General features: G+C 71.1%; 1 protein-coding gene. It reads right to left on the bottom strand.

Features of this window, described 5'->3' with window-relative positions; translation table 11 throughout:
• Window positions 1–48 precede the first annotated feature (48 nt).
• A complete protein-coding gene (locus NV263_RS11350) occupies window positions 49–23,178 on the bottom strand; it encodes a DnaJ domain-containing protein (RefSeq protein ID WP_263252847.1) in 23,130 nt (7,709 codons plus the stop codon).

Raw genomic sequence — 23,178 nt, 5'->3', positions numbered from 1 at the left:
GCGGTCGACGCGGACGCGCCGGGGGCAATCCCCCACGAGGCCGCCGTGCTACTGGTTCGGGGTGTACGGGGGCGGCGGCGTGGCACTACCGGGCCCGTCGTACTCGGGCAGTCTCGACGGCTCGTAGGGCGGCGGCAGCTCGTCCGCTGCCAGGCCCGCCGCGTCGATCTGGTCGATCTCCGCGGGGGTGTACCGGGTGTGGTCGTGCTCCGTCACGCTCCCGTCGGCTTCGTGGGTGCGCCAGCCGCTGTTGTACGCGGCGGCGATCCCGACGCTTCCCTCCGGCGTGGCGTACGGATCGACGAGCATCGTCGGGCCCCGGCCGGTGTGGATCCGGATCGAGTCGGAATGACTCCGGACCGCCGCGGCGAAGTGCGCGACGGGCCTGCCCGTCGCATCGTCGGTCACCACCACCAGCTCGGACTCCGGGTGCAGAGCGCGCCGAGCCTGGTACTGCTCGTGCTCGCGCAACACCCGGTCCAGCGTCGAACCGGTGACGCGGACGACCCGCGGTCGACCACCCACGTCGACCCGGACCAGGAACTGCTCGCTCTCGGTCCCACCCACCAACACGGTCGGCTCCTCGCGCCAAGGCGCGCGGGCATCACCACCAGGTCGACCCTGGTGCAGATGAGGAGTCGGCGTGCTTTCGTGCGGAAGGGTCCGCATCACGCTCTCCACGGCCGAGGTGTTCGACACCCACCGGTTGACCAGCTCCGCGGGGGCGTCCGGGTGGGTTCCGAAATCGAACACGCCGCCCTCGAAGTCCGAACCGGGGGAGAAGATGACCTGGCCCGGATCGAACGTGACGCGTGCACCGTCCTCACCGACACCGGTGTGGCGGCCACGTTCCGGACGGCGCGAGGAGACGACGACCTGGTCCAGGCGGAACCTGACGGACGCGCCGTTCGGACCGGTGCCGGTGTAACGGCGCTGTGCAGCGGTGGGCGAGGCCTCCTCGCGGCTCAAGCGAGTCCGATCGTGCACCAACGCGACCCCGTCGGGTCGGAAGCCGATCCAGCGGCGGTTGTCCGAAGCCGCGACCGCGGAGGTGCCGACCGCGCTCCACTCCGGGGGCAGGAAGGTGATCCGGCTGCGCGGAGCGTGGACGACACCGCGGTAGTCGCCGTCGCGGTGCGCCGCCGCGGCGAAGGCTCCCGCGGTCGGTTCACTGCCGTCCTCCAGGCCGTCGCGGACCAGGACGATGTCGGAGTTGTGCTCGCGAGCGCGGAAACCCAACGCCTCGACGATGCGCAGCAGCTCGGCGCCGGTGACGTGCACCGGGATCCGGGAGTAGTCCTGGCGCAGCTGCACGCGCACGACCAACCCACGCCTGTCCTGGCCGACGATGACCCAGTCGGAGGGACCATGTGCCACGGGAGCGGTGTAGCGACTTGATGCCACCGCCAGATGGGCATCCACAGCGCGTTCGCCGGGGAGCAACCGCATGATGGGCGGCTCCTCGTTGAGTCCGCGCACCCAGCGCTGGAGGCCCCCGGACCGCTCCGGCACCAGGTTCACGACGGTGTGCTCCCCCGTCCAGTTGGTCCTGAACTCGTGGAACGCCCCACGCACGTTGAAGACCACCGGATCGCCGTACCGGTCGAACCCGAATGCGTACGTGGGAGGCGTGGCGCCGCTGGTTCGTCGCATCGGGACGTGGGCATCCACGATCTCGCCGGTGACCGTGCCGACGACGGAGCCGTAGAGGTGTCCCTCCGCCCTGCCGCGGATGATGACGCGGCGCTCGCGGATCGTGCCGCGCACGGTGGTCACACCCGACTCCCGGTCGTGGACCGCGGTGCCGTCGAGCACGTCGACCGGCCGCCCGTCGAACCTGGTGACCTCTCCGTCGACGAAACCGGTGAAGTCACCGGTCACCGTGCCGCGCATCCTGCCGTTGTCGACGATGCCGCGCAGCGGATCGACGAATACCCGGTGGTCGACGACCATGTTGGTGCCGGCGCTCCGCCGCCGCGACGACGGACCTTCGCCCGCCCGCCTCGGGTTGCGGTGTCGGTCGTTGTCCGACTTGGTGGTCACCAGGGAGAACGAGTCGTCCGGTGTGGACGGTTCCGCCGGTGCCGGGGTTTCCAGCGGGGTGTCGTAGCGGCTTTCCGCGTGGTCCTCGACCCGACCATCGGGGTGGATGGTCTGCATCCCGGCGTTGTTCTCCACCCCGACCGAACTCACACCGTTGCGGATGGTCAACCCGACACGGGCCCTGGCGACGTGGACATCCGTGCGCAACCGCATGCCACGCGCCGCCTCCGCGATGTCCGTGGCGCCCTGGCCCGACTCGGGCATGCACCCCAGCAACACCACCGACCCGTCCGGGTTCGCCTCGTGCAGCTGCTGGAACTCCTCCGAACCCACCAGCGTCGTCAACGCCGTCCGCCGATCCGCCGTCACGACCTCGATCTCACCGTCGCCACGATCGATGCCCAGCAGAAAACCGTCCTCGTTGCCCTCGAAGAACGCGAAATTCGGTCCCCTGCCGCCATTCTCGTAATCCCCGGACCACCCGGCGCGAACCCGATCGTCCCGACGCATCTGCGCCGACGGAACATCCTCACCCGGCCTCGTCCGCACCAGCTGGTCCAGCCTGCGGACGCCCCGAGCGAACGCCTCGTCGGTGTCCATGTGCTCGGAGGTCGGCCCGAACGACACCGCGATCGGACGGCCCTGCGCGTCCGACACCGTGCGCCGCACCACCTCGTGCTGGAAGAACGACACCGGCTCACCACGACGATTCCACCCGGTCAGCGGCGTTCGCGCATCCACCGGACGACCACCATCGGTATGCCGCACGAACCACCGACGAGACCGCTCGGCATCCGCCGCCACACGGTCCTCCGCGTCGCTGTCGCTGTCGCTGCCCTCCGGCTCCGAGGCGTACGCCGGCGGCGGATCCTGCGGCGTGGTGTCGGCGGGCGCGCTGTACTCGGGCAGCCGCAGACCGTCGTAGGGCGGCAGCTGTTCCTGCGTTCCCAGGTTGGCGCCTTCGATGAGGTCGATGTCCTCGTCGAAGTACCGGGTGTGGTCGTGCTCGGTCACGCTCCCGTCGGCTTCGTGGGTGAGCCAACCCCTGTTGTGCGCCACGGCGATCCTCGCCCCGCCACGGACCGCGCTGTCCGGATCGACGAGCGTCGTCCGTCCCCGTCCGGTGTGGATGCGCACCGAGTCGGACCTGTTCCGGGCCGCCGCAGCGAGGTCCGCGACGGACTCGCCCGTCTCGTCGTCGGTCACCACGACCAGCTCGGCATCCGGGTGGAAAGCCCGCCGGGCCACGTACGCGTACGAGGCGCGCAAAACCTGGTCCAGGGTCTCACCGGAGACGCGGACGAGCTGCGGTCGCCCGTCGTCCCGGGGGACCCGGACGAGGAAGTGCGGGCCGTCCGTCCCACCCACGACCCAGGTCGGCCGATCGCTCCAGGGCGCATAGACGTTGTGGCCGGGCCGGCGGTGGTGCAGTTGGGGATCCGGGGTGGTCTCGTGCGGCAGGGTGCGCATCACGCTCGCCACGCCCGAGCTGTGTTGCGCCCACCGGTTGATCAGCTCCTGGTCATGGTGCGGGTTGGTTCCGAAGTCGAGCACGGCGGCCTGGAACCGCTCGTCGAGGAAGACGGTGACGTTCACCGCGTCCGGGCGGAACGTGACGGGCTCGCCGTTCTCACCGATGCCGGTGCAACGGTCCGGAACCGAGGCGAACACAGGCCGCACGCGCGGATCCCTCGTCGTGCCTCGGCTCAGCGACCGTTCCGCCCGCTGGATGTGCTCGATCTCTTCGGAGGTGAACGTCCTGCGGTGCGCCACCACGCTCCCGTCCGGGCTGTAGCTGCCCCAACGGCGGTTGTGCCAGACCGCGACCGCGGAGAGGCCGAGGCTGCTCCGCCGCGGGGGCAGGAAGGAGACCGTGCCACGAGGGATGTGGACGACGCCGCGGTAGTCGCCGTCGCGGTGCGCCGCCGCGGCGAAGGCTCCCGCGGTCGGTTCCCTGCCGTCAAAGAGGCCGTCGCGGACGAGGTAGATATCGGCGTCCTCCTCGCGAGCGTGGAAACCCAGCGCCTCGACCGTGCGCAACAGCTCGGCGGGAGTGACGTGCACCCTGGCCCGGGGACCGCGGCCCGGCAGGTGCACGACCAACCTGTCGTCCGAGTACTGGTCGACGACGAGCCAGGCGGAGCGACGGTGGGACAGCGGCGGGGCGTAGCCACCCGGGCGGAAGATCGCGGAGCTGCCATGCGGACCGCTTTCTCCGGGCAGCGTGCGCATGATCGGCGGCGCCTGTCTAAGCGCGGCCGTCCACTCCTGCAGGATCTCGGACCGCTCCGGCACCAGGTTCATCACGGTGTGCTCCCCCGTCGGGTTGGTCCCGCGCTGGCGGAACACCTCGCGGACGTCGAAGCACAGCGGGTTGCCCTGCATGTCGAACCCGAACGCGTACGTGGGAGGCGTGACATCGTCGGGTTCCCGAACTACTTGACTGCCATCCCTCACCTCACCGGTGACCGTGCCGAGGACGACGCCGTGGACGCGTCCCCGCACCGTCCCGCGGACGATGACGCCACGAGTGTCGATGCGGCCGTGCACGGTGGTCACCCCGGACTCCCGGTTGTGGTCCGCCGTGCCATCGCGGACGTCGACCGGCCTCCCACCCGGCGTGGTGACCTCGCCGTCGACGAAACCCGTGACGTCACCGGCCACGGTGCCGGTGACATCACCCTCGACGGTGCCGTAGAGCGGGTCGGCGAAATCCTGACCGCTGACATGTTCGATCCGCTGCTCGACGAGGTGCTCGACTCCGGTTTCCCGGGTCAATGACGGGACCGGGCGGGAGGATCCCCCCGTCCGCCTCGGGTTGCGACGTCCGTCGGCTCCCGACTTGGTGGTGACCAGGGAGAACGACGCGTCCGGTGTGGACGGTGGCTGCGGTGGCTCGGTTACCAGCGGGGTGTCGTAGCGGCTTTCCGCGTGGTCCTCGACCCGACCATCCGGGTGGATGGTCTGCATCCCGGCGTTGTTCTCCACCCCGACCGAACTCACACCGTTGCGGGTGGTCAGTCCCACGCGGCCACCGGGGACGTGCACGTCCACCGGCAACCGCATGGCGTGCGCCGCCTCCGCGATGTCGGTGGCGCCCCGGCCCGACTCGGGCATGCACCCGAACAGCACCAGCGACCCGGGATTCTCCGCGTGCAGCTGCTGGTACTCCGGGGACCCGAGCAGCGTCGTGAACGCCGTCCGCCGATCCGCGGTCACGACCTCGATCTCACCGTCGCCACGGTCGACGCCCAGCAGGAAACCGTCGTCCACGCCCTCGAAGAACCCGAAATTCGGCCCCCTGCCGCCGTTCTCGTAATCCCCGGCCCAGTCAGCGCGAACCCGGTCGTCCCGCCGCATCTGCGCCGACGGAACATCCTCACCCGGCCTCGTCCGCACCAGCTGGTCCAGCTTGACGATGCCCTTCGCGAACGCCGCATCGGTGTCCATGTGCTGCGGCGTCGGACCGAAGGAAACACCGATCGGACGTCGCTGGGAGGACCCGTCGACGACCGTGCGGCGCACCACCTGGTGCTGGAAGAACGACACCGGCTCGCCCCGGCTGTTGCGGCCGATGAGCGGGGTCCGCGCATCCGCCGGGCGACCACCACGGGTGTGGCGCACGAACCACCGTTGAGTGCGCGCGTTGTCCGCCGCGGCCCGGTCCTGCACGGAGGGCCAGTCGTGGGCGGGGCCGCGCTCGGTCCGCGGCGTCTCCGCCTCGGCCCGCTCGGAGCCGACCGATTCGACGAACCGGCGCATCTCGGCGGCGAAGTCCGACGCCACCGTCAGGCCCGAGGGGTCCGGCAGACCGCTGGTCGGGTCGGTCTCCGGGCGCTGCCGTGGCGGTTCGGCGTCCGGAGGCGTCAGCCCGAGGTCGGCGAGGCCCTGGTCGTTGACGACGAGGTAGGCCGGTTCGTCCGGACCGGTGTGGATCGGTTCGCCGGACGCGGGGTCGTCCGGGTTGGTCCGGACCGTCCAGTGGGGAACCACGGAGACCAGGTGGGTCCGCGACGCCGTCGTGGTGGTCTTCGTCGTGCTCGACGGGACGCCGCCGCTCTGCTTCTCCCCGCCGAAGATCCCGAAGTAGGCGTCGACGAGCCTCTGGAACGGTCGGAAGTTCGAGCCGTCGATGTTCCCCTCGCGGATCTGCGCCTCCAGCGCCGGGCCCGCGCTCCACCCCCGCTTCGCGACCGGCAGCGGGGTGTGCTTGTGGGTCACGGTCCGGGACAGTTCGCGGTCGACGCTCGGGACGAGCTTGCAGTCCGTCAGGTCCGCCGTGATCGCCACCTCGGACACGTCTCCGTCGCGCACCCGGAGGCGGTAGCCGCGCTCGGTGAGCGCCTCCGGCAGGTGCCCGCGGAGTTTCGCGAGGTCGGTGCCCACCAGCGCGGTGTAGCCGCTGCGCGGGCGCAGTGGCTTGGGCGTCGGCGTGCTGCCGAGCTTGGCCAGCAGCTGGTTGACCATCCCCGACCTGGCGGGCCGTGTCCCGGGGCCGTCGACCCCGAGCCGGGTCAACGCCCGGCGCAGCTTGGGCGCCTTGACCGGGAGCGCCTCGACGATGGCGTCGTCGGAGAACCCGTGCCGGCGTCCGGCCCGGTCCCACCGCTGCCGCAGCGAGTCCTGGTTCTCGGCGAGCGGGTCGGCGGCCGACGTGCCCGGCGGGGTGGTCTCCCCGGCGGCGACCGAGGATCGCAGCGCGTTGGGCACCGTGAAGCCGTCGGAGTGCCACGGTGCGCCCAGCCCCGGGTTGCGCAACGCCGTCACCGAACGACCGAGGAGCTTGCGGTAGGTGCCCGCGCTCGCGTACGGGTGGACGTCCACGCCGTCCACGATCAGGTCGTGCACGAACTCGTGGCGCATCCCCTTGCTGCTGGCGGTCACGGCATCGGTGCGCTGACGTTCCCGGCCGTATCCCTTCGTCCGGGAGTAGTCGACCAGCACGCCGGGCGCGATCAGCGCCGCGTTGGTCTTGCTCATCGGGTAGGCCACACCGGAGACGACGGCCATGCCACCGAAACCGCGCTCCTCGCGCTCCTCCTCGGTGCGGGTCTCCTCCACGCCCGAGGAGGTCTCGGCCGGGACCGTCTGGTGGTAGCGGCCCGGGCCCTGCCTGCCGCGCACCACGACCAGCTGCTCGCACTCGCCGAACGGGGTCTGCGCGGTCACCAGCAGCGGCCACGCGCCGCCCGCGATCTCGCGGGCCACAGCGCTCGCCTCCTGCGAGGTGAGCGCCGGGCTCACCTCTTCCTGGAACAGGACGCGGTTCATCTCGTCGAAGTGCCGCGGGCCGGGCGGGCCGAGCAGCGCGACGGCCGACCTGCGGATCGCGTGCCGCACCCGGTCCACCAGCCGGTCGGACCCGCGGTCGCCGACCAGGTTCCGGTACCGGGACCGCATCTCGGCGGACGCCTCGGCCAGCTTCTCCGCGAGCCGGTTCGCCAGTTCCGCCCCGGCCTCCGACCGGTGCAGCACGGGCTCGCCCTGCGGGACGTCCGCGGGCACGTCCTGCCGGACCTCGGACGGGGCGGGGTCACCGTGGGCGGCGCGGTACCGCGCGGCGTCCACCGGGTCCAGCTTGGTGTCGACGTCCTCCGGCGTCAGCGCACCGACCTGGTCGATCTCCCCGGCCGGCACCCACACCTCCACGGACCGGGGGAGCACCACCGACTTCGCCCGCTCCGTCTCGGCACCCTCGTGCAGGCCGTGCAGCGGGTCCTGCCAGTCCTCCCGCGTGGAGGTCCGCAGGGTGGTCGCGGCGTCGTAGCGCACCAGGTAGCCACGTTCGTGGCGGCTGGTCTCCGACGAGGTCCTGGTCCTGGACGTCTCGCCCCGGTGCTTGCCGCGGATGCGCTGCACGGACGCGCTGAAGTCCACGCCCAGCATCATGAAGCGCCGGAAGGGCAGGAACAGGGTCAACCCGCCTTCCGCCCGCTTCTGGTTGGAACGGTCCTCGCTCGTGCCGAGCTCGCTGTCCTCGTGGTGCTTATCGGTGAAGACGTGGGCGTCGTCGCGCATCACGATGGTCGGGTTCCCCAGGCGGGTCAGGCGTTCGATCTCGCCGTAGCGTTCCCGGGAAGCGAGCACTCCGCCGTGGTTGTGGGTGGACAGCTGCGTGACGTCGTTGCCCGCCACGGAATCGGTGAGGGCGGCCTCGTGCGCCTCCAGACTGGTGAAGTTCTCCAGCGCGATCAGGGCGGCGTTGCGCTCGCCCGGTCCGGAGTGGTCGGACCAGATCGGGTGATCGCGGTGCTCGTCGAAGGCGGCGGGCCTGCGTCCGAGGAACGGCGTCTTCAGCCACTCCCGCCAGCGGCTGCTCGTGGTGCGCAGCATGGACGCCGCGGTGCGGGTCGGCTCGGGCGGCGGTGCCATCGAACTCAGCTCGTACCCGGCGGGCAGCTTCCCTTCCCGCTCGAACGCCGGTGCCTCGCCGTCGGTCCACTCACCCCTCGGCACGGGCTCGGTGTCGCCGTCGCCCAGCCGGATTCCGGGCTGGGCGGGGACCACGACGTCGACGTCGGCTTCGAGCCCGTCCGCGATGCGCCTGCCCGGCTCGGACAGGGTGCCGCCGATGTGGACCGCGAACTCGGTCGGGCAGGTGTAGGTGGTCGGGCTCTTCCGCTCGGCGAACGGCTGCTCGTGCCCCACGCCGCGGCGGATGGTCTTCCCGGTCGTCGCGGACGTGTGGCGGCCGAGTCCCTTCAGGGTCGGCCAGTAGATGTCGTGGTAGCCGATGCCGGCGATGCCGAACATGCGCTTGTCTTCCTCGGTGAGGCCGACGCCGCGCTCGCGCTCGGAGAACAACCCGCCGCTGACGCTGTCCCGCGAGTCGCCCGCGACCACGCGGGCCTGCTCGGTGCGCATCTTGTCCGCCTTCAGGATCACGTCCGGGGCACCGCGCACCATCGTGCTCAGCGGGATGCGCGCCCCACCGCCGCGGGAGATCTGCCTGGCGCGCTCCGGCTCCCGGACGAGCGCCCGGAACTCCTGGGCGACCAGGGCCGCGTGTTTCGCCGGGATGTGGCCCTGCACCACGAGGTCGTGCACGGCCGGGCCGACGAGCGCGTCCACTGTGGCCGCCGGGAAGTGGAATTCCGCGTCGGTGCGGTCCAGCGCCCGGTGCCGCTCGTCGACGACGGGAGTGTCCGCTCCATCCGGAGTCGCATCGGATTCGTCCGAGCGGGAATCTCCATCGGACCAGCCATGGCGGACGGCGTTGTCCTGCTTCATCCACACCGTGGACGTGCCGGGCACCGCGGTCGGGCCGTCCCCGAGCTCCTCGCCGCCCTTGTCGATGCTCACCACGTACGTCAGGTCCACGCGGTGCTTGTCGAGCAGGCCCTCGTACTTCGTCACGGACCGGTGCCCGCGGCGGTCCGCGGTGCTGCTGTCTGCCGTGGTGTGCCGAGTCCGGTCTCCGGTTGGCCCCGCGGAGAAGCCGGTCGTCCCGGTGAGGTCGCCGACTCCGACGAACAGGCCGCCGCCGCGCTTGCGGGTGACCGACCGGTCGGGGGCGGTCGTGCCCGTGACCTCGCTGGTCCGCTCGATCGTGCCGTCCACGGTCGGCAGCTGCTGGCGGTGCGTCCCGTTGACGGCGAGCACGATCTGCACCGAGCCGACACCCGGGAAGGAGAACCGCTCGCGGATCGGCTGCCCGCCGAGCACCGGCCCCGCCTCGTCCCCTCCGATCGAGGACAGCGAGCGGAGCCACTCGCGGAACCTGGTGACCTCGCCGTCGGAGCCGTCCACCGGGAACCGGCCACCGAGGCGGCGTTCCACCTCGCGGTAGACGTCGCCGATCCCGGCGAACGTGGCGTGCTCGACCGCGTCCGGATGCCCCAGCCCGCGCGTGACCGGCCCGCTGAGCACCGACTTCAGCCTGACGTCGACGGATTCGGTGCCGACCTGCTCCGCCGACCGCAGGCCGCCGGTGCGCACGGTGATCCGGTACGTCGCGCGGTGGTCACCGCCGATCGCCCGCGAGTCCTTCTCGGTGATCTTCGTCGAGCCCTGGTGGTCGCGGGAAGCGCTCAGCCCGGAACCGCGGCTGTTGGCCGACAGTCCGACCCCGGTGACCTGGACGGTGACCCACGGCGCCGGGATGCGGAAGGTGAAGTTGGCCGGACTCACCGAGGTGCGTCGGCTCGACGTGGGAGACGTCATCGGCGACCGCTGGCCGGACAGCTGCGCGTCCGTCGGCGACTCGATCGCCTCGCCGGTCGGGGACACCTCGACGAGCTCCAGGGAGATCTCGGGGCCCTGCCCCGGCTTCGCGCCGAGGTTCGCGGTGTGCAGACCCTCGCGGGTCGACGACCAGTGCTCCGCCAGGTTCTCGTCGGAGAACGCGGCGTCGACGGTCTCGCGCAGGGTTTCCTCGGGCATGGTGCCCGCGGCCAGGTCCATGATCTTCGCCCGCAACCCGGCGCCGTCGATCGGCCCGTCCAGCTCCCACTGCTCCGAGCGGGCGCGCTCGACGAGGGCCTGGGACTGCGACCGCGAGTCGCTCGGCGCGGAGGCGGCGTCCACGTCCTCGGCGAACCGCACCCGCCGGGACGGGGAGTCGACGCTGGACCCGGGACCGGCCGGTCCGGGTTCGGTGGCGGTGGACGCGTCCGCCAGGCCCATGGTCTCGACGTAGAAGTTCAGCCGGGACGGGCGCACGCCGTAATAGCGCTCGTAGGCTGCGATGTCGGCCGCTTCCCGGGCCCCGTACCGAGCGCCCGGCAGATCACTCGGCCGGTTCGAGCCCCTCGGGTAGACGAAGTAGCCCCCGTTGTGGTCGACGCCGAGGCTCACCTGCTCGTTTTCCGACACCGCGAAGGTGGCGTTGCGCCACGGGAAATATGCGGTGAACCCGTAACGCTGCGGGTCGATCCGGCGCAACTCGGGGATGAAGTGGTCCGCGAATTCAGTGATGGCCAGGTCGTTGCACGTGTGGTTCGCCAGCGAGGCGCCCGGATTGTCCGCGACGGCATCGCGGAAGTACCGCGACGCGTCGTGGATGACGGCGAGCACCTCGGGGGTGACGTGCACCCACTCGTCGTTGCGAAGGGTCGGACCGCGCTCATCGTTGAGCACCGTGCCGGCCGGGAGTTCGATGACAGCCTCGCGACCGTTCGAGTGGTAGATCGAGTGGACCGGACCGACGCCATTCGAGTAGTCGAGGTACCACGGGGCGGACGCCCGGTCGTTGCTGCGCATCTTCGACAACGCGGCCGCCACGTTCTCGTCCGGCATGGTCAGGACGACCCGTGACAGGGACGGCATGCCCTTCCGGGAGAACAGGTCGGTGACCCTGCTGCTCCTCGGCGCGAACGAGGCACCGACCAACACCGGCCTCCGGCCGCGGGAGCCCTCGGCGAACAGCGGACGCTGGTGGACGTCCTGCGCCCGGAAGTAGACCACTTGCCCGGTTGACCGGAACCTGCCACCCACCCAGCGGGGTGTGCTGGCGGGAGCCGGGCGGGGGCCGGTGCCCGCCCAGGTGCGCGCGCGCTCCGGCCCGGGATGGGGGTAGTCCCGCCGGGCATCGTGGTCCGGCCGCGGACGCGGCCCTCTGGCCCGTGGGTCCTGGTACTCGCGTCGAGGACCACTCCGCCCCGACCGCGGCCCGGCGTCCGACTCCGGACCGCCGTCCTCGTCGGGATTCGCATAGCTGTCCCGAGGCGCCCGGGTCTCGAACCGACGACCGCCGCGCTCCTCCGTGCGCTCGGCCGCCGGAGGCGCCTCGGCAGCGAACTGCTCCCACGGGTGTTCCTGCGCCCACAACTTCTTGTCGTATTTCGCGCGCTTGTCCTCGTCCGACAGGGTCTCGTGGGCTTCGTTGATCTTCTGGAACTGCTCCTTGGCAGCCTCCCTCTCCGCCTCCGGAACCTTGTCCGGATGATGCTTCAACGACAACTTGCGGAACGCCTTTTTGATCTCCTCCGCCGACGCATCCCGCGCAACACCCAACACCGCGTAGTGATCAACCACCCACTCGCCCGGCACCGGCCCCGGCGGAAACTGCGGCCCCGGCTTCGGCCCGGACTGGGACCGGGACGAACCACCAGGGCGCCCCGACGGACCCTCCCCGGCATCACCCGGACGCCCCCGCTCAGGCCCCGGACGCGAGCGGCCCCCTGCCCCGGACGCCTGCGGGCCGGGCCGCCGCGATTCCCGTTGCTGTTCCGACCGACGTCCGGATTCGGCGCCGGGACGTGGGCCTTGCTCGGTCCGGGGTCCCTGCCCGGTCCGGGGTCCCTGCTCAGTCCGCGGCCTCTGCTCGCTCCGCGCTCCCTGCTCAGTACGCCTCCCGGACTCACCGCCGGGACGCGGGCCCCGACCGGTCGACGGCCCCGACTGGGCACCGCTGTCCGCACGAGCGGACGGACGATCCGGATGCGAGGCGTACAACTCGTCGAACGCCCGCTTGGCCTCCCGCAGCTCCGCCTCCGAACGACCGGACAGCCGAATCCGCTCGTACGCCCGCTCGATGTTGTGCAACCGCGCATCCCGCGGCACGCCCAACACCGCATGCGGATCCCAACGCGAGTGCCCTGCACCACTCGGCTGAGACTCCGAAGACCGCTCTTCGGTCCGCCCACCGGACTCACCGCCAGAACGCGGGCCCGGGCCGGGCCTGGCGCTGGGACGCGGCCCGTCATCGGTCAACGACTCCGATTCGGAACTGCTGTCGGAACTCCGGTAGTCCCGAGGCACCCGCGTCTCGTAACGACGACCGTCCCGCTCCTCGGTCCGCCTACCGGACTCACCGCCGGGACGCGGTCCCTCCTCGGTCGACGACTCCGATTCGGAACTGCTGTCGGAACTCCGGTAGTCCCGAGGCACCCGCGTCTCGTAACGACGACCGCCGCGCTCCTCCGACCGACCGGCCGCCGACCCCTCCGCGGCAGCGAACTGCCCCCGACGAAGCTCGTACGCCCGGAGCGCCTTGTCGAATTTCGCCCGCTTTCCAGGATCCGACAGCGTCTGGTGCGCCTCGTTGATCTCCACGAACTTGGCCTGGGCAGCCGCCTTGTCCGCGGCCGAAACCTTGTCCGGGTGGTACTTCAACGACAACTTGTGGAACGCCTTGGTGATCTCCTGCGACGACGCATCCCGGTCAACACCCAACACCGCGTAGGGATTGGCCCCCCACCCCGGCACATGCTCCGGCCCCGGCCCCGACTGCGAACCGGACTGCGACTGCGACGAACCACCAGGACGCCCCGACGGACCCTCCCCGGCATCACCCGGACGGCCCCGCTCGGGGCCCGGACGCGAGCCCCGGTCGTCGTGGAAGTTTCGTCGGTCCCGTTCACGACGCGCATCCTCCGCCGGGCGAGTTCCGCCCGGCCGAGCGGAACTCCCCTCTGTCCGGATGGACTCCCGCTCGTCGGCGTCGAAGCGGCCGTAGGTCGACAACGCCACGACGTGGGACTCGACACGGACCTGCAGTTTGCCCGTGTCGGTCTGCACGCGCCGCTTCTCCCGGCGGTAGCTCACCAGCCCTCGGTTGTCCGGGACCACGAGGCGACCGCCGTCCGCGAGCTCCAGACCGTCGCCGGTGACCACCTTCGGAGCCAGGCCGAGCTCGGCGAGCCGTTCGGCCAGTCGCAGGTGCGCGGATCCCTGCGGCGTCCCGAACGGCACGACCAGGATCGCGTCCGCGTCCAGCTCGCTCTTCATGTGCTTCAGCGTGGTCGAGTCGCGGAGGAAGTCGGCCACCGTCGACCTGCCGACCCGGGTCGCGATGTCCCTGCGCTCCCCCTTGATCGGCATCGCCAACCGCTCCCCGTCGGACTGCACGGCGAGGATCACTGGACTCGCGAACGGAGCCGGCAGCACGGCGTTCGGCCGGTTCGCGGCGGCGCGCACGGCGGCGCTCGCGGACTCGCCGGGCATCGAGCGCACCAGTCGGACACCGCCGTGGATGCCCAGCGCCCAGTCCGAGATTTCGTCGGCGTCGTGGCTGTCGGTCAGCAGCGCGTAGACCTGCCGATCGGCCAACGTGCGCACGCGCACGTCGCCGCGGTCGAAGCCGAGCTGGCGCCCCTTGGAGTCCCGGCCGCTGAACTGCGGCTTGCGCCCGAAGAGCCCGCCGCCCCAGCCGGTCGGATCGCTGTCCGGCCCGGTGCCCAGCGGTGTCCGCACGGACGCCAGGACCCGGTCGTCCGGCGTCGGGACGAAGAACACCTCGTCGTGCGGGCGGCCCTGGCTCGCCAGCTCGTGCGGCTGGCTGTCGTAGTAGACGACGCCGCCGTCCTTCAGGTGCACCGTGAACCAGTGGTTGTTCGCGAGCACCAGACCGTGCGGACCGTCGTGTTCCTGGTCGTTCACGTACGCTTCCACGTCGCGGCGCGTGCTCTTCGACGCCGGCAGGCCCGCCTGGACGACGTGGTCGAGGTGGACTTGCCCGCTCGGCCCGGCCCGGAACTCGCCGCGTGCGCCGCGGTCCGGGTAGCGGTCGGCGTTGATCGTCTGGATCGACGCGTCGAAACAGTTCGTGTCGTGCCCGGGAACCCGCGCGTCGTAGGCGTCCTTGTTCACCGTCCGGGTGTGCGAGAAGTACCTGCCCAGGAACTCCCGCTCCCCTTCCGGGTCGCCCGCGAACGTTTTGGCCGAGATCACCCTCGGCGGGACGCCCAGCAGCCTGCGTCCTTCGCGGCTCAGGTGCAGCCCGTGCTCGCTCGGCCTGACCAGCCCGTGCCGCTGCAACGTCTTGTACGCCTTGCTGAACTCGGACTTGGTCAGCCCGAAGGCGTCCAGCGTCTCCACATCGCGCCGGGAGTTCCGCAACGTGCGGAACCCACCCGCCATCGCCAGCACCCGCGCGACCTGCTCGGTCTCCCGGTCCGCGTCCGGGATCCGCTCGTGCAGCCGGGTCAGCACGTCGTCGGCGTGCAACGACAGCAGTTCGTCGACGTCGGGCTCCCGCCGCCGGGTGTCCGCCGGCGGTTGGGTGCTGCGGTCCCCCTGCTGGCGGGTGGCCGGGCCGGAGGCCTTGGCCTTCGCCGAGTTCGGCGGCGGGCCCAGCGACGTCCGGTCGTTCCAGGACCTGATCCAGGGCCGCAGGGCCCTCACGACCGGCCCGGGCACCTGGACCGACGCCAACGCGTCCAGCCGCGCCTCGATCCGGGTCGCGGCGTCGCGGAGCCGCTGCCGCTCGGCCTTCGCCTCGTCGAACTCGCGGCGGAGCTCCTGCGCGCGGGAGCCGGTCTCGTCCTGGTGTTCCTGCAACGTGGCGCCGATTTCGGCGATCCTGGCATCCAGCCGGTCCACTCGGTCGAGCAGCAGCTTCTGGAACGCGTCCCGGCGCGGCCCCGGCGACTGGTGCTCGCGCGCCGTGAGCACCACGCGTCCGAGCATCAGGTCGGAGAGTTGCTGCCCGGAGAGGTGGTGCAGGTTCGCACCGTCCAGGTTCGCCTCCGCGTACTCGTCGAACCGCGCCTCGGTCGATTCGGTCACGTGGTCGCGCATGGCCGTCGACGCCACGTCCGCGTCGCTGGACAACGTCCGCTTGTTGCGCTGGTCGATCAGGTCGGTGGCGTCGAGGAAGTCGTAGAGGTCCTGCGCGACCTTCTTGGCGCTGTTGTCCCCGGTCTTGTTCCGGGAGATCATCGTCTTCGCCTTGTCGGCCCGCAGGTCGTTCAACGACAGCACGGCGATGCGCGGACCGCCCTGCGAGTCCAGGTGGACCAACTCCTGCGGGCGGTCCTGCACGACGCTCAGGCTCACCTCGTGGCCGAGCCAGTGGTTCGTTCCGATCGTCAGGCCGATGTTGCCGATCGGGACCATCTCGTGCACGTTCACGCCGCGGGGCAAGGACTTGTCGCGATTGCGCGCGGCGCGGTAGTCCAGCCGGGCTTGGCGCGCCATCACCTTGTTGATGTAGTCGAGCACCCGCCTCCCGGCGGGTTCGTGGAAGTTGGCGAAACCGGCATCGGAGGTGGTGACGCGGAAGTCGAGGTCCCCCATGGGGCGGCGACCGCCCTGCAGCCCGAGTGCGGAGCCGCCCGAGAGGTAGGGGTGCAGCCCGATCTCGGTCAACGCCCGCGAGAACGCCTCGGCCACGTCCTCGCGCGGCATCGCCGCAGGGGTCTCGGACTCTCCGCTGTGCTCCTGCTCGTGCCGGGGGCCGACGTCGTCGATCGCCTCGGGGTCCGGGCGGTCGTCGAACTGCGTCCCGTCGTGCTTGGCCGCGGCTACCCTGCGCCGGTCGGCGCGCGAGAAGGGCGACTGCGGGTGGGCGTGGGCGGGCAGACCCGCGATGGCCTCGGCGGTGTTCGATCCGCGCAGCTTCGGTCCGCCGCCCCATTCGGAGGTGCCGGCGTTGAGCGCGTTCGTGAGCCGCCGCATCGCGGCTTCGCCCGCTTCGGTGCTGCCCGAGCGAACGGCGCGGTCGAACTCGGCTCGGGCGCCCATCAGTTCGCTGCGAGTCTGCGCGTGGCGCAGCGCGTCGACGATCTGCGCGACCGAGTAGCCGCCGGAGAAGTACCGGGGCGCGCCTTCCGGGACTGCCGGTCGGAAGCCCTGCTGCAGCATGAGCTTGGGCATGAGCAGCTGGACCGCGAGCCGGGTGTTGGCGTCGGTGAACGGGTGCAGGATGTGCACCGCGCGAACGGCGCGCGCGATGGCGGCGAGCTTGCGGTCGGCGTTGTCCCCGGCTTCGGCGATCTCGCGGTGGTACCGGTCGAACACGGCGTCCACCAGCTCCGGCGTCCGGCCCTCGCCGTGGTTGGTGCGCAGCGTGGGGTTGCCGTACGTCTGCCGGTCGATGATGGTGATCGGGTTGATGTCCTGCCTGGAGTTCCAGTCGTGCCGCGCCATGTCGTGCACCAGCGGACGGCCGGCGATCTGTTCGGCCAGCACCTCCTCGTGCACGCCGATCGGGCTCAGCGGGTGGTTCGTCGCGCCCTGGTCGGACCACCGCAGCTTCGCCTTCGCCTCGTCCGGGAAGTTGCGGGTGACCAGCTGGTGCATCCGCTCGTACTCGGCGGCGTCCACCGGCTTGTCAACGCCCTCGCGCGTGCCGAGGACGTCGTGGTAGGCGGCGACCATGGTCTCCTGGAAACCCGGCGACTTGTCGTGGTCGTAGTAGCTGCCGGGGTCGTGCGGGAACCGCTCGATCGCCGTCTCGTGGTCCTGCGGGTTGATGTACAGCCGCCACCACTCGTGTTCCGGGATCGCGTCCGACAGCGTCTCGACCGGTTCGGAAGTTCCTCCCGGGTGGATGGAGGTGTCCGATGTGGACTCAACCGCGTCCGACCGGCGGGGCTTCCCGCCGCCCCAACCGGACCTGCTGCGGTTCCCACGGGTGAGGTTCGGCAACGGGTCGAAGTCGTCCGCCCACATCTGCTCCTCGGTGATGTTCGCCCAGGCGGCGGTCCGCTCCAGCCGGCCGATCTCACGCACCTCGCGGCGCGAGAACCGGGTCGCGTCGCCGGCGGGTGCGTCTTCGGCGGGGTACCCACCGGGCCCGGGGCGCAGGACCATGAACCCGCCGTTCGACTGGATCACCAGGTCCCCGGTGTTGGCGGCACCGGTCGGCCCCCACATCAGCGACCCGACATTGACCGCGTGGATGAACTGGTTGTCGTACCCCAGCCTGCGGTAGGCGTAGGAGGTCAGGTCGAAGGCGTGTCCGCGGTCCGAAGCGCTCCAGCAGTCCGGGAAACGCAAGGAGACGTGGGGCCGCTCCTGGTAGGCCCGCCGGAACTCGGGTTTGTGGTCGATGATGTCCATGAGGGTCCGGCCGTCCACCACGACGCGCATGTCCGTGGGAACTCGCTTCCCGTTCGGAAGCGTGGTGCCTTCCTGCAACGCGACGGAGAAGCCCCCGTCACGCTCCCCGTGGACGATGACCTCGATCGGACCGTGCGGGTGCGCGGAGTAGTCCCCGGCCCCCGGCGCGGCGATGCGCACCCGGAAACCGTTTCGCTCGCGGTGGTCGACGATCGTGGGGTGCAGCGCGTGCCCGATCGGTTCGCCGGGGAGGGTCCGGAGGGCGGTCATGCCGCGTTGGCGCGACGACGACCACGGCACCGCCTCACCGTCGAACCGCTGGCTCTCCGCGAGATAGACACCGGCGATACTCCCGCCCGGTCCGGGCAACGCCCGGGACCGGATGTTGCTGGCGTAGAACTGGATGTTCCGGCCTGCCCTGGGGATGTACGCGGTCATCACCGGTCCGGGGTCGCCCCGCCGCTCCGAGGCCCACCGCTGGAGCACCGCGCGCCCGGGTTGCCCGGCCATCCCCGACGGCTGCCCCGGCCGGTGGTCCGCCGGAATACCGGTGTGTCCGACCGGGCTGGTAACCTGCGGGAACTCCGTCTTGTCCGAGGTGGACAGCGGGCCGTACCACACCTCGACCGCCGGAGTGTTCACGTCGTACGCCTCACCGGTCAACGCGTCCACGAAGGCGACCTGCACCTCGGAATCGTCCTGGTGCGCGTCGTCGTGCCCGCGCTCCACGTAGACCTGGTGCCCCGTGCCGTCCCCGTGGTCGACATACATCAGACCCGCGTCGTGGGCGGGGTCCAGGGCGACCTGGGCGGCCACGGCGTCCACATCGGACACCTTCGTCATCGGCACACCGGACTTGTCCCGGTGCACCGGACCGCTCGGATCGGCGGTGAAGTTCCGGCCCGGGAACCGGCGCGCGTTCGCCAGCTGCAACGTCGAGTTCAAGCAGTTCGTCCGATGCCCCGGCACATCGGCCGCGAACTTCCCAGCGTTGATCCTCTTCGCGTCCGACAGCAGGCCCTGGACGAACCGGCTGTCCTTGTTGCCCGAATCGGCCGACACCACGTCCACCCGCGTCACCCTCGGACCCGCCGCTTCGGTCAGCGGGGTGTTTGGGGAAACCTCCGCGTGCGTGGCGTTCGGGGTCGACATCGGTCCGGCGTCGATGTCGGGGGCCACGAGATCGGAGTACGCGCCCGCGGGCGGAACGGACGAGGTCGGTTGCCGGCGGAGGTCGTCCGCCCACATCTGGTCCTCGGTCATGTTCGCCCAGTAGCGGTTTCCCTCCAACTGGCCGATCTGCCGCACCTCGGCGACCGAGAAGCGGGTCCTGTCATCCTGGCTCGCGTCATTGACCGGGACCGCGCCGGGGCCGCGCCGCAGGGTCATGAACCCACCGTTCGACGCGACCATCATGTCACCCGCCTGGCCGACCCATTGCGGCAGCGGCCTTTCGGGGTGGATGAGCCTGCCTTCCTTGAGCGGGAAGATGACGTCGTTCTCGTAACCCAGCTCCTTGTAGGCGTACCTGGCCAAGTCGAACGCACGTCCGCCCGTCGAGGCGCCGTAGCAGGTCGGGAAGCGCAGGGAGACGTGCGGCCGGTTCTGGAAGGCCTCCCGGAACTCGGGTTTGTGGTCGACGATGTTCATCAGCGTCTTGTAGTCCACCAGCAGGTGGAGGTCGACGTTCGGCGCCCTGCTCCCGTCCGGGAGATCCGCGTGGGCGCGCAACGCGACGGAGAAGTACCCGTCGCGCTGCCCGTGCGCGATGATGTCGATCGGACCGTGCGGGTGCGACCGGTAATCCTCGGACCCCGGTGCGGGTACGAGGACCTGGAAGCCGTTCTGCTGGCGGAAGGCGACGATATCGCGGCGCGAGGAGCGCTCCATCGGTTCCTGGGGAAGTGACCGGATGAGGACCATGCCGCGGCGAGGTGACTGCGACCACCGCAGCACATCGCGGTACTTGTGCCGTTCCGCGAGGTAGAGACCGACTGTTCTTCCGTCCGGCCCCGGCATTTTTGCGGACAGGATGTTTCCCGCGAAGAACTGGATGTTTCGTCCCAGCCTCGGCGAATACCCGGTCATCAACGGTCCGGGGTCGCCCGGCTGCTCCGAAGCCCACCGCTGGAGCACCGCGCGCCCGGGTTGCCCGGCCATCCCCGACGGCTGCCCCGGCCGGTGGTCCGCCGGAATACCGGTGTGTCCGACCGGGCTGGTAACCTGCGGGAACTCCGTCTTGTCCGCTGTGGACAGCGGGCCGTACCACACCTCGACCGCCGGAGTGTTCACGTCGTACGGTTCACCGGTCAACGCGTCCACGAAGGCGACCTGCACCTCGGAATCGTCCTGGTGCGCGTCGTCGTGCCCGCGCTCCACGTAGACCTGGTGCCCCGTGCCGTCCCCGTGGTCGACATACATCAGACCCGCATCGTGAACAGGATCCCCGGCGACCCGGTCCGCCACGGCGTCCACATCGGACACCTTCGTCATCGGCACACCGGACTTGTCCCGATGCACCGGGCCACTCGGATCGGCGGTGAAGTTCCGGCCCGGGAACCGGCGCGCATTCGCCAGCTGCAACGTCGAGTTCAAGCAGTTCGTCCGATGCCCCGGCACATCGGCCGCGAACTTCCCAGAGTTGATCCTCTTCGCGTCCGACAGCAGATCCCGGACGAACCGGCTGTCCTTGTTGCCCGAATCGGCCGACACCACGTCCACCTGCGTCACCCTCGGGCCCGCCGTGTCGGTCGGCGGCGCGTGCGGCGGGGTGTGCGTGGGCACTTCGGCGTGCGTGGTGTGCTGCGTTCCGTCGTGGTGGGCAGCGGTGTGGGGGTCCACTTCGGTGTGGACCGGCGGGGCGTCCGAGGTGAGTGGCGTTCGCGAGGTGTCCGCCTCGGTGTGCGAGGCCGGAGCCTCGCGTTCGGTCGACAGGTGCGGCGCTTCGACGTCGGTCTTCGGGCGCGGCTGCCCGTCCGCCTTCGGCGCCGTCGACGTCGCGGGGCTCTGGTCGGTGCTCCGGGACGTCGTGGTCGTCGGGTTCTGCGTGGTCGTCGAGGACTGCGTGCTCGACGAGTTCTGCGCCGTCGTCGAATTCTGCGCCGTCGTCGGGCTTTGCGCGGTCGTCGGGCTTTGCGTGCTCGTCGACGTCTGCGGGCTCGTCTGGTTCTGCGTGCTCGTCGGCGTCTGCGAGGCCGTGGCCGGACCCGACTGCGGGTTCGTGCCGATCGGCCTGCCGGCCGGGGCGTGCTCGGACTGGACGTCCGACCGGTGCTGGTCCGCCTGAGCGGACTGCTCCGAGTGGCCGGGGGTCTGCTCGGACCGGACGTCGGCGGGGCGGTCGGCGTGCACCTGGCCGGATTCCGGCCGCTGGTCGACGCTCTGCGGCGGCGCGTCGACCTGCTGCCGGACCGCGCCGTGCTGGTCGGCCGGCTGCGCGGACGGTTGGTGCGCGGACTGTGGGGACGACGCCGGAGCGTGCTGGAGTTCCGGCTGGTCCGACTGCCCGACGGCGGTGTTCCGGTCGAACGACGACGGTGCGGGCGGCTGCTGGCCCGCGAGCTGCGGGGAGGCGTGGCCGTCGGTCGCGGGCGGGGCGGTGTGCGGTGCCTCGCGGGTGGTCGTGTCGAAGCCGGGCAGTTCCTGGCTCGGGCCGTGATCCTGCGCTCCGCTCCCGGTCGTGGTGCCGACCTGGTGGGCGCCGCCATTCTGCTCGGCGCCGGTCGCAGGCGGAGTCGCCCCGTGCTGGGCGGTGTTCTGGGCGCCCGCGCCCTCGGTGGACGGGGTCGCACCGGCGTGGTCGGCGTTCGGGCTCTGGCCGGAGCCGGGTGTGGCGGCGGACGACCCGGCACCGGTCTGGGACGCGGCCCCGCTCTGCGCGGGCGGCGTGGCGCCGTTCGACGCGTGGTCCCCGGCAGCGGAGTGCGGCGCGCCGGTCGCGCCGGGAGCAGCGGAGCCGGGCTGCTGGGCGGCGGGGGGTTCGTACGCGGGCGGCGGGTCGGCGTGCGCCCCGGTCTGCGCCGGGGTGTACGGCGGCGGCGCCTCACCGGCCTGGTCCTGGCCGAACTGGGCCGCACCGGACTGTGCCTGGCCGGGCTGCGACTGGCCGGCGGGCGAGTAGGGCGGTGGCGGATCCTGCGCCGCCGCGTGGTCCTCACCGGTCGCGGCGCCGACGCCGGGAGCCTTGGCGCCGTCCCACTTCGCCGTGCCCCCGGCCGCGGCGGGCGACTTCCCGCCAGCGATGGGCGTTTTCGCGTCCGGTACCGGGGATTTCGCCTCCAGCGGCAGCGTTTTCGAGTCGGAGGCCGGGAGCTTGGCGTCCGAACCGGCCGGGGACTTCGCGTCCGGGTTCGCGGTGCCCGCTGCCGAGGACTTCGCGTCCGGGGACGAAGCCTGGTCGGTGCCGCCCTGGTTCTGCGCCCCGGTCGGGTCGCCGGAGAGACCGGCCAACGGGTCGCCGACCGGCCCGGCGCCCGTGCTCGGAAGCGGGGAGGTATCCGAGCCGCCGGACGACGACTGCTGCATCTCCATCTTCTTGTGGTGCGCCCAGTCGTGCGCCTTCTTCGACGCCGGGTCCATGATCATGGCGGACAGGGCGTCCATGTGCGGTGTGGGAGTACCACCCATCACCATGGCGAACCCCGACGAGACCGGCATCTCGGCGAAGGCGCCCATGACACCCGCACCGAGCGGCGTGTTCGAGAACTTCTTGGTGAACTTGTTCAGCCCCGCCGCGCCGTGCATCCACGAATGGTTCAGCGAGACCAGAGACCCGACGAACGCCGCGAGACCGATGTCCTTCACGCTCGGGTTGTGCCGTTCGTTCTTGGCCGTGGTGTACAGCTGCGGGATCGCGGTCTGGGAGGCCTCTTCGGCTGCTTCCTCGGTGGCCTGCCACGAAACCCGGCGCACCATGTCCGAGATCGTTCTGGCCTGCATCTTCCCGAACTGCTGGATTTCGCCGATGGCCAACCGCGCGGCCCCGATCCACTCACCCAGGGCCGCCCAGCCCCACGGCGACGCCAGCAGCGCGAAGATCTCGGCCGCCCACCACGCCGCCGTGGTCATGGCCTCCATGTTGTTCTCTTTGGCGTTCAAGCCGAACTGGCGCGTGAGGTAGGCCTGGTAGTTCACCCCGGAGACCTGGTCCGACACGTCGTTGGCCAGGCCCCGGGCGCGCCTGCGGAATGCCTCCGCGGTCTCGCTCTGCAGGCTCCGGTCGATCCCGGAGGACAGCCCCTCGACGCCGTTGAGCGTCTGCTGGTACTGCTTGCCGTAGTCCTCCATCCGGTCGGCCAGGGCGTAGAGCTCGCTCGCCCGCGCCGACAGCGGCTGGATCCCGGTCGCGAACATCGAATAGTAGATGGGCGCCCAGAACCCGTCCTTGGGGATCACGAAATCGTCAGACAC

Origin of the sequence: Saccharopolyspora rosea, from assembly GCF_025643595.1 — a bacterium.
In the GTDB taxonomy this organism is placed as follows: domain Bacteria; phylum Actinomycetota; class Actinomycetes; order Mycobacteriales; family Pseudonocardiaceae; genus Saccharopolyspora; species Saccharopolyspora rosea.
The sequence above is the reverse complement of the archived record's forward strand: the minus strand, read 5'-3'. Positions and strand labels throughout refer to the sequence as shown.